Source organism: Paenibacillus sp. plas6 (assembly GCF_057221655.1).
The window spans coordinates 2,436,530-2,450,428 of sequence record NZ_CM170151.1; the positions used below are offsets into that span (position 1 = coordinate 2,436,530).

Annotated in this window: 12 protein-coding genes; 9 read left to right on the forward strand and 3 right to left on the reverse strand. The window is 38.6% G+C overall.

Translation table 11 applies throughout. The features are described 5' to 3' along the window. The first annotated feature begins 2 nt into the window (after nt 1-2). Entirely contained in the window at nt 3-1,067 is a 1,065-nt protein-coding gene (locus tag AC2TDL_RS10990; protein WP_484696177.1) for an asparaginase, read from the forward strand. Between the two features lie 341 nt (nt 1,068-1,408). Further along, on the forward strand, nt 1,409-2,329 hold the full coding sequence (locus AC2TDL_RS10995) for an alpha/beta hydrolase (RefSeq protein ID WP_484696178.1): 921 nt from the start codon (nt 1,409-1,411) through the stop codon (nt 2,327-2,329). A 97-nt stretch (nt 2,330-2,426) separates the two neighbouring features. Here AC2TDL_RS10995 and AC2TDL_RS11000 read toward each other — a convergent pair whose 3' ends face one another. Beyond that, complete coding sequence (locus AC2TDL_RS11000; protein ID WP_484696179.1) at nt 2,427-4,250, reverse strand: LTA synthase family protein; 1,824 nt, start codon at nt 4,248-4,250, stop codon at nt 2,427-2,429. 289 nt (nt 4,251-4,539) lie between these two features. On the opposite strand from AC2TDL_RS11000, the gene AC2TDL_RS11005 reads away from it, so the two are divergent. The 4 genes from AC2TDL_RS11005 to AC2TDL_RS11020 all read left to right on the forward strand — a co-directional run bounded on the left by AC2TDL_RS11005 (nt 4,540) and on the right by AC2TDL_RS11020 (nt 8,067). Then, nucleotides 4,540-5,382, forward strand: coding sequence for a M15 family metallopeptidase (locus AC2TDL_RS11005; protein WP_484696180.1), 843 nt, complete (start codon nt 4,540-4,542; stop codon nt 5,380-5,382). A gap of 24 nt (nt 5,383-5,406) precedes the next feature. Further along, a complete protein-coding gene (gene cls, locus AC2TDL_RS11010) occupies nt 5,407-6,858 on the forward strand; it encodes a cardiolipin synthase (protein ID WP_484696181.1) in 1,452 nt (483 codons plus the stop codon). A 76-nt stretch (nt 6,859-6,934) separates the two neighbouring features. Next, nucleotides 6,935-7,327: a Fur family transcriptional regulator gene (locus tag AC2TDL_RS11015; RefSeq protein WP_484696182.1), complete on the forward strand. Its 393-nt coding sequence runs from the start codon at nt 6,935-6,937 to the stop codon at nt 7,325-7,327. A gap of 47 nt (nt 7,328-7,374) precedes the next feature. Next, a complete protein-coding gene (locus AC2TDL_RS11020; protein WP_484696183.1) occupies nt 7,375-8,067 on the forward strand; it encodes a response regulator transcription factor in 693 nt (230 codons plus the stop codon). A 110-nt stretch (nt 8,068-8,177) separates the two neighbouring features. On the opposite strand, the gene AC2TDL_RS11025 is transcribed toward AC2TDL_RS11020, so the two are convergent. Continuing rightward, nucleotides 8,178-8,996 (reverse strand): hypothetical protein, encoded by an 819-nt coding sequence (locus AC2TDL_RS11025; RefSeq protein WP_484696184.1) that lies wholly within the window; start codon nt 8,994-8,996, stop codon nt 8,178-8,180. A gap of 95 nt (nt 8,997-9,091) precedes the next feature. Beyond that, nucleotides 9,092-11,152, reverse strand: coding sequence for a M1 family metallopeptidase (locus AC2TDL_RS11030; RefSeq protein WP_484696185.1), 2,061 nt, complete (start codon nt 11,150-11,152; stop codon nt 9,092-9,094). 103 nt (nt 11,153-11,255) lie between these two features. Here AC2TDL_RS11030 and AC2TDL_RS11035 point away from each other — a divergent pair, with 103 nt between their 5' ends. The 3 genes from AC2TDL_RS11035 (at nt 11,256) to AC2TDL_RS11045 (ending at nt 13,866) form a co-directional block, all read left to right on the forward strand. Beyond that, on the forward strand, nt 11,256-11,777 hold the full coding sequence (locus AC2TDL_RS11035) for a YwhD family protein (protein ID WP_484696186.1): 522 nt from the start codon (nt 11,256-11,258) through the stop codon (nt 11,775-11,777). Nucleotides 11,778-12,000: 223 nt separating this feature from the next. Next, on the forward strand, nt 12,001-12,639 hold the full coding sequence (locus AC2TDL_RS11040; RefSeq protein ID WP_484696187.1) for a response regulator transcription factor: 639 nt from the start codon (nt 12,001-12,003) through the stop codon (nt 12,637-12,639). A gap of 60 nt (nt 12,640-12,699) precedes the next feature. Beyond that, nucleotides 12,700-13,866, forward strand: coding sequence for a sensor histidine kinase (locus tag AC2TDL_RS11045; protein ID WP_484696188.1), 1,167 nt, complete (start codon nt 12,700-12,702; stop codon nt 13,864-13,866). Nucleotides 13,867-13,899 lie beyond the last annotated feature (33 nt).

Here is a 13,899-nt window from a genome sequence, read left to right on the forward strand (position 1 = left end):
ATATGATGAAGCGAATTATGATTGTATTTACTGGCGGTACAATCGGCAGTTTAAAAGAATCACAATCAATTGATGTGAGCAGCTCGGGATCTTATCTTATTATTGAGCAATATAAGAAGCAGTATGGCGAGGAGGTTGAGTTCGATACGATTCAGCCGTTAAATCTATTGAGTGAAAATCTTCATGCTCAGCAATGGATAGACCTCGCGAAATGCATTCGCAGCATTCCGCAAGAGCAATATGCGGGCATTATTGTAACCCACGGGTCTGATACATTAGCTTATAGTGCGGCAATGCTTGGCTATATGCTCTCGGCAACGCAGATTCCTATTGTGCTTATTGCCAGCAACTATCCATTGGATGATGAACGTGCCAACGGCCTTAGAAATTTACGCGAGGTAACCCAATGGATAAAGCGGCAAGCTCCGCCAGGTGTGTTTGTAGCTTATGAAAATGATCGCGGAGAATGTAGACTGTATTTGGCTACGAGAATTATGCAATGTGAGTCATTTACAGATCAATTCCGTTGTCCGTATGAGCTTAATTTAGGGATATTACGCGATGGAGAGTGTCAATTGCAGCAAGATGTACGCAATCCTTCGCTTGCAGAGCTAGCTCCTGCCAATCATCGCTGGGGCGATGCAATTAGCAAGCTAGAGCAATTAAACAGTGATATTGTCTATATTAAGCCTTTTCCTGGGCTTAACTATGATTTGTATCAGTGGGCTGATAAGAAACCAAGAGCGATTTTACATGAGCTCTATCATTCTGCCACAGCGTATTCTTTGCCAGATGGTTCTGCGTCATTACCAGCCTTTATTGCTCGTTGTCAGCAACAAGGTATAGATGTATACTTAGTGCCTGCCAAGAGCTTAGAGGAAGCACAGTATGCCTCTACTGCTCGTTTGCTGGAGGCTGGCGGTAAGCTGTTAGCTGGGATGGCTCCGGAAGCAGCTCTCACGAAACTGATGCTGGCTTACTCATTACTTACAGATCGTGAGGAAATATTTGCGTTTATGAGCGATGAGGAGCTTTATTACGAGCTGCATCGAGCTAAACACGAATAGATAGGTTGTGCTATACAAAATAAAGATTACTTCAATTCATATTTATCATAGTAGTTAAAAAGTTGGATGAGGCATTGTAATGCCGCTATCCAACTTTTTGTTTTATTCAGGTTTAAAACATGCGAGCTTACAATAGCACCATCCTACTATTAGAAAGCGGTTAAGTCTTCACAACACCAACTGCTCGGACAGACGAGGTTTTTGAAGGAATTAAAGATACAGTGGAAGAAGTTATAAAAATCACTAAAATATGATGTATACTTTGAACATTAACCTGCAACAACGCTTACAATCCAAAAATCATTTACTTATTAAATAATAAATAATAAAGGAGCTGAAATATGATGCTGACTGATGAAATTCAATTGTGGGAAGATGGAGAAGGTGCCAAGCTGCAATTATATGTACAAAAAAATTCAACAGAATTTCAAAGCGGAAAAAGACGCCCAGCCATTATTGTATGTCCTGGCGGTGCTTATTTATGTACATCTGATCGTGAAGCAGAACCTGTTGCTTTACGGTATGCTTCTCGCGGCTATCATGTATTTGTTCTTCGTTATACGACGCATTATAAGGAAATTAATTTTGACCTATTTACGGATCCTCCGCAAGGCAACCCGAAAAGTGCTTATCCGCAGCCTTTACTGGATTTAGCGAAAGCAGTGCTTACAGTGAGGGAGAGAGCAGATGATTGGCTTGTTGAGACTGATCAAGTGACGGTATGCGGGTTTTCCGCAGGCGGTCATCTCGCTGCAAGTCTTGGTGTTCATTGGCAGGATGATTACTTAAGCACACAGCTTAATGTTTCATCATCGCTGTTAAAACCTAATGCGTTAATTCTTGGATATCCCGTATTCGACTATACATTGATGAAAGCTAAGATTGAAGCGAACCCAAGTAAAGAGACAACTGCTTTTTGGAATTTAGCAAATCAAGCAGTGTTCGGCAAAGCAAATCCTAGCGATGCGGAACTTATCGAGCGAAGTCCTATCACGCATGTTTCCTCTTTAACGCCTCCTTGTTTTATTTGGCACACTGCAGGTGATTCGCTTGTATACGCTGAAAATTCACTTCGCTTTGCAATGCGGTTGGCTGAAAAAAATGTACCGTATGAGCTGCATATTTTTGCCGATGGCGATCACGGCTTGTCATTGGCAGATGAGACAACAGCGAGAGGGTCAAAGGATATCATCCCACAAACAGCAGTTTGGTTCGATTTAGCGATCAACTGGTTGAAAAATATACATAAGGGAAAAGGTTAACCATGAATAGAAAAGGTTGGATGAGATAAACTATCTCAATCCAACCTTTTGATATTTTGCTTCCTAAATCAGTAACCAAGCTGACTTCTCAAACTCATTATTTTTTACTGCTGCCTGCATCTTTATTTTTATCTTTTAGCGGCAGGCTGTTAACGTAGCTATCAGATAACTGAAGAAGTTCAAGAGCTCGTTGGAACTCTTCCTCTGTAGCACCTTCTGTACCTACACTAGCATCAGATAAGGAGTAATGTTTACCATCTTCATAACCGCTGCCAGATAGGAACAGTTCCTCACTTGTTAAGAAGGAACCAGTCGGCAAGTAATAACGCTGCGGCAATAGATTATCTTTATTGTTTAAGATGTCTTGCCCAAAGTGAATTTGACCATCTAATGATACACCTAGCAAATTCGCTACAGTTGGCAAAATATCAACCTGTCCACCAATCTGACTAAATACTTTTCCTTCTGTTACCCCTTCATTAACGATAACAAGTGGAATATTAATCATATCCGTATACGTGTACTCACGGCCGTAAATTTCTTTCATTAAATCCATCTCATGGCTGTCTAGTGAGTAGATTGGCAAGCCAAGGTGGTCACCATAAATGACAATTAAGCTGTTATCCCAAATACCTGTTTCTTTTAAGTTTTCAATGAATTTACCTAATTGTTGATCGGCATAATGTTGGGAAACAATATAATCACCAACAAGAGTATTATTATAGCGCTCAGGTAATGTAATGAGACGTTTATCATCTGGAATTGTAAATGGATGATGTGCCGTCATCGAAATGACCTGTGCATAAAACGGTTGCCGGGATTGATTAAATTCAAGCAACTTATCCATCGTTTTACGATAGAGTACTTCATCCGATGGACCAAAAAATACCGTATCTTCATCACCAAAATATTTTGCGTCAAAGTATTGATCAAAGCCTAACGATTCATATAACTCGCCACGATTCCAGAACTCCACGACATTTGTATGGAAAGTAGCAGAATGATAACCTTCCTGCTTTAGCAGCTTAGGAATGCTAGGCAGCTCACGGTCAACATACATCTGTGTCGCTGCCCCGCGCGGCGGAATATACAATGAAGTGTTGACTACATATTCTGCGTCAGATGTATTGCCTTGTCCTACTTGTTGATAAAATTTATCAAAATAATAGCTTTCTTTAATAAGCTTATTCAGATTTGGCATTATTTCTTGTCCTTCAATTTTTAGATCAACAAGAAAGTTTTGCATTGATTCCATTTGGATAATAATTAAGTTTTTACCTTTTGCAGAACCTTGCAATAGCGGTTGTTCAACTGGATGAATCTTTTTAATATCGTTGATGTAGCTTTGTGTTATTTTTTCTGGTTCTACAAGTTCCTGTTCTTTGCTAGAGAAAATCATATACGCTTCGTAATTGAGGATACCCATTTGTTCTGCTTTTACAATTTCGTTCATACTCGCGCGGTTTGGCACGATATTAAATAAGCACAAAACTAATGAAATAATCGTTAGTGACAATGCAACCTTTCGACTGCTTGGCTGATTGAATTTAGCTTTCCAATCAATATCTCGTTTTTTCTTAATTAATAATGCGGCAAAAATGATTACATCAGTAAAGATAAACAAGAAGTACGGATCCATTAATGAAAATACGCTATTTTTTACTGCTGTTACTTGATTGACTTGCGCCAAAGCAAAGTATGTTACAATGACTCCGTAGTACTTGTAATACATGATGACCGCAAATAAAATAGTAGTCATGAGCAAATTGGAGATTAAATAGTAGAGCATTTTCCGCTTTTTAGCAAAAGCTTCGATTAAGCTAAATACAATTAATACGAATGGCAGCTCTTTTAATAAAACCATCCAGGATGCTCCATCTTCGAAGATAACAAACCAAGCTAGAGCACTTTTTAGCAGCATGATAAAAGAAAAGAACAAAATTGGCGGCATACTAAAAATGCGTTTGTAGCTTTCTTGTAACACCATACATCCTACCCTTCATAATTCTATATATTCTGTATTCATTAAAGCTTTATAAGTGATATAATACTTACTTATTATGCTGCTCAATGATGTTAATGTCAAAATCGAAAAAATGTAAATTGATCACAATTTTACAGTTTAGACATCAAATCAATACAGTTCATCCCTGTTTCCTCAAAAAAGAGCGCATTTTTTAAAGGGATTTTATTAAGGAGGCAATATAAACATGAAGTTAGGCAGGTTATTATTATTTTTACTCTCCCTTGCCGTATTAATTGCAGTAGTCGTATATTTTGTAGGTCAGAAGCAAGATCAGAAGCAAGCAGGTATAAACCCAACATCAAATGCAATTACTAACAATGACGAAAATAAAGGAGATAAAGTTGCAGAAGGCACAACAATTCAGCCTACGGATGACGTTTCGCAAAATAAAGATTTAAGCGAGACAGAGCCAGGAGTATCGGAACAACCAATTGAACCGGATACTAATGCTGAAAGCATTGGAGTTATCGTTAATCCAAATTTTAAACTGCCTGACAATTATGAGCCAAAAGATCTTGTTTATCCAGATGTTCGCTTTACTTTTAATGAAAAGATTGAAAAACGGATGATGCGAGAAGAAGCTGCTCATGCGCTCGAAAAAATGTTTGAAGCTGCGGAGGTTGATGGCATTTACTTAGCAGGCGTGTCCGCTTATCGCTCGCATAGCACCCAAACTGCACTTTTTAATCGCTATGTGGAACGTGACGGCTTAGAAAAGGCGAAAACCTACAGTGCCGAGCCCGGAACAAGTGAACATGAAACTGGGTTGGCAATCGACGTTTCAGGTAGTGATGGTAAGTGCGCTGCGCAGGATTGCTTCGCAGATACGGTTGAAGCGGTATGGCTCGAAAATAATGCAGCAAAATTTGGCTTTATTATACGATATCCAAAAGGTAAAGAAGATATAACAGGTTATAAATATGAGCCATGGCATTTGCGTTATGTGGGCGTAGAAATTGCTGAATATATAGCTGAACAAGGAATTACATTAGAGGAGTATTACGGTGTAGAACCAGTAAAGCGTTAAATAACAGTGAAGGAGATTTAAGAAATGGTTATTGGGCAGCAAATATATTTGGTCATTACAATTCTTAATATCTTTCTTGCTATGACAATAATTTTCCTTGAACGGCGTAATGTAAGCTCAACATGGGCATGGGTTATGGTACTATTTTTTATTCCGATAGTTGGCTTCGTACTTTACTTGATTTTAGGACAGAAGTTCAAAAAACGTAAATATAGCAAGCTGCTTGGCATAACACCGAGCATGATTCAGGATCTTGTGCTAGAACAGCGAAGAAAGCTTTATTCTGGAGAGCTTGATTTTGCTGGTCCTGAGGTTGAACATTATGCTGATCTTATTGCTATGAATTTAACAACTGATTTTTCATTGTTTACTTCTCGTAATGAAGTAGATATTTATACAGATGGCAATGAAAAGTTTAATGCACTTATTGATGATATTGAACAAGCTAAACATCATATTCATCTTGTGTACTATATTGTTCGCGATGATGAGCTAGGTAGACGGCTAATGCGTGCCTTAACAAAAAAAGCTCGTGAGGGAGTTGAGGTTCGCTTTCTTTACGATCATGTTGGCAGTCATCGATTAACTAGAAAGTTCTTTCAAGAGTTTCGTGAAGCAGGCGGCAGAGAAGCAGCCTTTTTCCCATCTCGTATACCGCTGCTTAATATAAAAATTAATTTTCGCAACCATCGTAAGCTAGTTGTTGTTGATGGTCAAATTGGTTATATTGGCGGTTTCAATATTGGCGATGAATATTTAGGCTTAAATAAACATTTTGGCAAGTGGCGGGATACCCATTTGCGAATTAAAGGAGACGCTGTTTTACAGATGCAAGCACAGTTCATGATGGACTGGAATATTGCTGTGAAAGACAAAATTAGCTTCGATCGATTGTATTATCCAACAATGCCTGAAACCTATAACAAGCATATTGGTATTCAAGTTGTAGCAAGCGGACCGGATTCCGAGTTCCAAGAGATAAAAAATTCTTACATTAAGATGATTTATTCGGCTAAGCAATCCGTTTATTTACAAACGCCATATTTCGTTCCTGACGGCAGCTTATTAAATGCGTTACGTACTGCGGCGTTGTCAGGCAAAGATGTTCGCTTAATGATTCCGAGCAAGCCCGATCATTTCTTTGTATTTTGGGCGACGCAATCTTATTTGGAGGATTTACTATCTTGTGGAGTAAAGGTTTATCGCTATGAAGCAGGTTTTTTACATGCGAAGACATTAGTGGTTGATGGCATGGTTGCTTCAGTAGGGACAGCGAATCTGGATATTCGCAGCTTTAAGCTTAATTTTGAAATGAATGCATTTATTTATAACCAAGCGGTAGCAGAGCGACTGGAGCGAATCTTCCATGAAGATATGAAAGCCTCGCATTTGCTTACCTTAGAGGAATATCAGCGCAGACCGCTGTTTCATCGCTTTAAGGAGTCTATTTCAAGGCTCTTAAGTCCTATTTTATAGCCTTATTGGCAGAAATAATTGACGTCAGTCGATATTAGATTTATACTTAGTCTAACATAGAAGGAGGGTGGAAGGAATGGCTCAAAAAATAAACTTAACAGTACAGCGTAGAGCGATACTAGAGGTTGTTCAAGAGTCGGATGATCATCCAACAGCGGCAGATATTATTGAGCGTTTGCGTAATAAAGGGTTTAACTTCGCTTATGGAACTGTATATAATTCCTTGCGTTATTTGACAGAGGTTCAGCTAATTAAGGAGTTAAAGCTTGGCGAATCCGTTAGTCGCTATGATGCCCGTACGGAGGAGCACCAGCACATTGTTTGTACATCCTGTGGCAATGTTGAGGAGGTAATGGTTGATATTCCGCAAGCATGGCTTGAGCAAGTGGCAGAACAGACGAAGTATACGATACAGCATCCCCATATTGTTATGGAAGGATTGTGTGAAAAATGCGCGATCAAACATTAATAGCTTCAACGCAGTCAACGCAAGAATTGCATATATCGTTATGCAGTATGACGAAACGAGTTATGATTGTTAGTCTTAATTTAGAACGCATGAATAATCTCATGGTATCATTATCGAATGCTTGCTTTGACTTGTTTTGCTTGCATGGATTAGATGAGAATTTGCTAAGCTCACTAAAACCAGACCTAATTATATATGATGCTTTGCCTTTGCCGCAGCTTGAGATAGATTTGCTCAAACGTGATGAACAGCTATTGCGTAATATAGCAGATATAGGTATACCAAATATTATCCTAATGGATGAACAGCAACTAAACGATCCTGAGAGCCAAATTGAGCTTAAAGGGTGCGAAGTCATGCTTTGGCCAGTTGATGCTGGGACAGTACTTACTAGAATAGATGAATTGTTTAAGATGAATTCTGCTGCACCGAGCTTACAGGATATTCTGCTATTTAAAGATTTGATGGTAGATTTAAAGAAAATGGTTGTTACGAAAAATGGGGAGCGGATTGAGTTAACAAAAACAGAGTACGATTTGCTGCTGCACTTTTTGACCTCTGATGGTTCAGTACAGAGCAGGGAGCAGTTGTTAGATGTTATCTGGGGACTTCAGTTTTTTGGTGGAAGCAATGTTATCGATGTGCATATTAAAAGCTTGCGCAAAAAATTGGAGGATAGTGCAGTTGACCCTAAATATATTGCAACGGTACGCGGTGTTGGCTATCGTATTGCAGATTAGTAATAAAATATCGTTTTTAAGGGTTGCTTAGTGTGCTGGCTTACTTGTCGGTCTTAAGCAACCCTTTATTTTTGCCATACATTGAAGGTTTACTTATTTTATTAGTACACTTAATTGGATGAGTTATTGATTGCAGAGTATTGACTAGATACAAGCCATATTTTACAGGTTGAACGAATAAGCGGTAGCAACTGATAAATGATAAAGCTAATAAAGGTTACCCATAGCATTGATAATGCATGGATCGATAAACTGATAAGTCCGTAAAGCATGGCAATAATCAGTGCGAGTAGAACGATTTTTTGAATATGCTTCAAACTGCTTGTGAATGCCTTAGTTAGCGGCAATGCAGAACCAATGCCAAGCTGAACTAAATAGCCGATAATACTTATGAGCGCTGTCCACATAAGAAATGCCAACCATTTCCAGGCAGAGGAAGTAAGCAGTGTTTGCAGGGCGACGGCTTTATTGCTTTCCTGAAATAAGGGAGAGAGAAGCCATAATAGTGGAACGATAATAAGTAAGCTTTTGAACCAGTATAACAGCATCATTGGCTTCCAACATGTGCGCACTCCTTTAAGAAAGCTGGACTGCTGCTCCCCGTTGCTCATTGCGTGAACGCTGTAAAATATGCCGCTTTGCCAAAGTGGAGTGATAAGCATACGCAGCAGTAATAGCAAAAAGAAAGCGAGCAAATAAGGTGATAATAGATCTGTTTTTAACAGTTGAAACTGAACTTCAATCCAGAACAACTGCAAAGCTTCAGGGCTAGCTGTAATCGAGGGGTAACGCAGCAGGAAAGGGGCTGCAATTTGATCAATGGTACGAAACAAAAGAAATCCCCAAAGTGCTTGATATAAAAAGAGCAAAAGGTTGATTTTGAAATGCTGAGTTGTAATGCGCCAGCCTTGTCGTAACCGTTGAGACATATGGTCTACCCTCCTATAACTTTTTATGGTTTGCTACAATTGCTTCGATGCACAGGAAAAGCACATCGGAGGTATCTTTTAAGCCAAACGTATGACTACCAACTAAATAAGCGCAGCAGCAAATCAACAATGGATGTAGCAGAAATAGCGACAGCTTTACGCTCTTTCAGTGGCAGCTCAACACGCATAAAGTTATTGTTAAGATTAGCATCCAGCTTATTGGTCTGCTCAGGATCAAGCTTCACATATAAGAGTGGAACTTCTGAGCGTTCGATAAAGTGGGTATTCGCATTTAGACCTATCTCCCATGAACGACGAATTTTTTGACCATCTGCATAAGTGAGCTCAATCGGTATTGTTCGGTTTACTGCACTATTTTGTGCTAACAACAAGCTATATTCATATAAAGTAGTATCTTGCTCATTGATTTGCTTTGTATCAATTTGAACAATGGAAAGATCATTTGCTTCATTAGAATAAACGTACCTATCAAAATATTGCTGCCAAGACTGTTTAGTTAACCTTTCAAGTAAGGATTGAAATTGTTCAGTAGTCGGATGTTTAAATTTATACGTTTGAAAATAGCTCCGCATTAGCTTAGTCATCATTGGCTGACCAATGATTTGCTCAATATCGAGCAAGAGCAGTTTGCCTCGCATATAAACATTTTCAGCGTAGTGCTGATGGTTATTATATTCCCATGCATTAAGTTTTAGTGGAGCTCGATTAGTCATATAAGAAGCTTCGACGCGATAATTGCTTGACACACCATAGGCATTTTCCATTACCTTATCTTCTGAGTAGGAGGTAAAGGCTTCATCTAACCATGCTTCCTCAAATTCATTGTTAGCGATAATTCCATACCAATATTGATGTGCAATTTCGTGAATAACAGTGCGCTCCAGCTCGTAGCCAGGGCTCTCTTTATCGGCTGCTAATGCAGTAACAAGCGTTGGATACTCCATGCCTCCTGCACCTGAGGCACCAGTTGGCGGCACAACAATCGATAATGTGCTGTAAGGGTATGAGCCATAATGCTTGCCAAAATAAGATAATGCTGACGAAGCGGCATGAAGATAACGATCTGCCAGATTTTCGTGTAATGGATCCACATAGAGTTTAATTTTTACGCCAGGAATCGTTTCAGAAGAAAAGGATGATTCACGCGTAATAAAATGTGGTGAAGCTGCAAACGCAAAATCATGCACATCCTCAGCATAAAATTGAACAACCTTTCGTCCTTCTCCAAGATTAGTAGCCTTTGTTTGTAAACCTGTGGCAGCGACAATATAGTTTTCTGGTACATGAATTTTTACTTGATACACACCGAAATTACTGTAGAATTCAGAATTGCCATGATATTGATGTACATTCCAGCCATCGGTACTGCGTCCTCTCGTTCCTGCTTTTTCATAAGCGGCTACTTTAGGAAACCATTGACCAGCCATAATAAAATCACCATAATACCCCATTCTGGCAAATACTTCTGGTAGCTTAACCTCAAACGTTAATCGAAAGCTTACTTCTTGTCCTGAATAAAGCGGTTCAATCAATTTAAACATTGCGACGGTTCTGTCATTCGTATTGCCGTCATCAGGGGCAACGTACTTAAGTCGCGGCAGCAAGCTTTCACCTTCAAGTGTTTCAAGGCTTGTCAGGTTTATATAGCCTTGGCTATTTTTTGTCGCCACGTCTGTGCGAAGTTTTCCACCTGATTCCTTCATAAAAGTAGTTTGTGGTGATTGAAATGCGTTAGCATAAAGCAGTAAATAAAAATCATGGACTGGTTGTTTTCCAGGATTGCGCCAAGTAATCACTTCTTCACCAATAAGCATCCGCTCTTCTTCATTAAGAGTTACTTGAATGTGATAATTGACGATTCGTTCACTTAATGCTGGTTTAGCAGTAATATTGTTGAGATCGTTGCCTAATGGCTGTGAAATGCCAGGCTTGGACTCACTGGAGGCAAGTGCAGCTATAACTGGTTCAATAACAGGATTTGCCTCAGTAGCGGCAGATTGAATAGCTTGGGCAGGTGTTAACGCATACGTAAATCCTGATTGCCATGCATGCTGAAATTGATACGGCCATGCAGCAAACAAGAATACAACAATGAGTAAACCAAGCAATAGATAAGAATATGGCTTTTCAGACATCGTACGATTCCCTCCCGTTGACAAGCATCTACAGCATGTATATGTTGGCTTTTCCAATAATATTAGCTAAAATAGAATTAATGTATTGGAAGGTGTGAGAAAAGTGACTGAAAACATAAATCAACCTCAACAGTCTGAGAAAAAGGAAAAGAAAAATTTATCGCTCAACCTGGTTAGCAATAAAAAACATAGAGGCTTTGGCGCAGGATCCATTGATTTAAGTGATGTAGCTTGTGTCATGATCGATAATGGTGAAGCTTACATTGATGTAGGAGCCCTCCATGCTAAAAGTAAAATTGAACGCGGCATTAAATTTACTCCAAATAAGGAGGATACACCGAATGGTCGTCCTTGCTGGGTCGTGTGGGTAGCAGTTGAACGCGATGAGGAGGGAGCTTATTATGCAGGTGCAGCATCCTGTGAAATGCTGATTGATAGTGAGGCAAAGCGTGGATGGAAAATTCTTGCTGATCATGTTAATCGACTTGATGCTGCAATTAAACGCAGATACGTTCTTGATAATATTGGGCCAGTCGAAAAAGCTGCACTGCGCAAGCTGTTGATGGAGCACAATATTGAATGGTGGAATCGTTCTCCAGAGGAGCTTAAAAATTTGTTAGCTTAGATGACTACAGCAGTTTTTAGGTTTAACAACAATGATTTAGCCCATATTCTCAACTTGCCATATACTCGATGCCCTCTATCTACAAATCAAGTAAATGGATTTTGTAGATAAGGGGTAATAAAAGAGTAAGTAAGGCTTAAGTAGAGAATATGGGCTTAATTGATCTTGCTGGATTTTCCGAAGTAACAAAGCGAATTTGACAACATAGTCTGAGGTGAATGAGATGAAGATCAATGTATTATTAGTAGAGGATGATCCCGTCTGGAGTAAAATGTTAACTATGTTTTTACATAATGAGCCTGATCTCCATGTCATTCATGTCGTAGCGACTAGGGAAGAAGCAGTGTCCTTTTGTACTAACAATCAAGTAGATGTAGTTTTAATGGATCTCAATTTAACGGAGAATCGATTAGATGGAATCGAGGCTATACTGGAGCTGAGCTTAAATAAGTATCCTGCTAAAGTGATTGCTTTAACCTCACTAAGTAATGAACAAGTAATTATTGATGCATTTACTGCTGGAGCAATCTCTTATGTAAGTAAAAGTAATTATCGCAGTATCTCTAAAATAATACGAGAAACCTATCAACAAACTATCCCACAAGAAATATTGCTTAAGGATTATATTCGACTTAAAGAGGCCGAGCAATATAATAAGCTGACAAGTGCTGAAAAGGAAATTGTAATGTTGATCGAGCAAGGCAATACCCGCTCGCAAATCATCAATACGTTGAATAAATCAGAAGGAACATTGAAAAATCAGATTACGACCATACTTCGTAAGTTTAGGGCCAAATCAATGAAAGAAGTTGTGCATAAAATTAAAAGCAGAGGACTTCACAATCAGGAGTCTAAGCTATGATTTTAACATTAATCATTTCTATCTTCTTGGGCACTACTATATTATGGATGAATCCTAGCAATGCATCGCTTAGATGGTTCAGTTATGCAATTTTTGCAAGCGGGTCAGAAATTTTCGCATATGTTCGGTATTGTATATTCGGAACGGTTTGATAAGAAAACAGAACGGCGAATCATGCTGCTTCTACTGCTTATGCTTTTTATTGTACTGCTGCTTACTCCTTTGGGACCGACTCGTAAAATCAACTATGCTGGTAATAACGAGATTCCGATGGTGTTATATGAATGTATTTGTTTATTAAGCAGTGCGTTTTTACTTTTTTGTTCTTATATACGAGAAGAACATACTTTTAAGAAAATAGAGCGTTATTTAACAAATCTATTAGCATTGCCAATACTTATCTCATTAAGTATAGGTTACATGCTGTATATGTTTGATATTGATTTATTTCAAAAAAATTATATTTTATCCTTATATATTTTGTTGCTGTTTTTAGTAATAGCAACGAAGCGCGGCGTGCTCGGTGTGAAAATTAAAATCGAAAGGATGAAAACGGATGCAGCTAAAGGGGCTATGAAAGCTAGCAGCCAGTTTATCAATCATACGATTAAGAACGAGATAAATAAACTCGATATATTGCTGTATCAAATCCGTAGAACAGCTGACCAGCACAACCAGTCAAACAAGGTAATTGAAGAAATAAGTGAGATGGCAACACTTGCAGCAAATTCTGTAGAGCATCTGCAGCAGATGTTACAGAAGGTTAACGAAAAGATTAAAGAGATAGAAGTGAAAATTGAAAAACATGATCTGATTTCTTTATTGGAGCAAATTATTCATCAGTATGAGGTCATGTATAGCCCCGATATTACAATAAACAAAAGCTTTCCCACAACAGCTTTTGTTTACATGGATCCGGTTCATCTTAAGGAAGTTATTATGAATCTGCTAAACAACGCTATCGAGGCAATGGACCATAAAGGAATTATCAATGTCCATGTTATGCATAGTAATAAGCAGGTTACAATAGAAATACAAGATTCGGGTACTGGAATTGAAGCAAAAGAGATTTCTGAAATTTTTGAGCCGTTCTATTCTACTAAACATAACAATTTTGGTTTAGGATTATATTATTGTAAAAATGTAATGCTTAAGCATAATGGTTCAATTGATGTTCGAAACATTACTGGTCAAGGTGCTTGTTTTATTTTACAGTTAAATAAGTAAAAAAGGACTATAAAGCCGCTTATATAAGCGGCT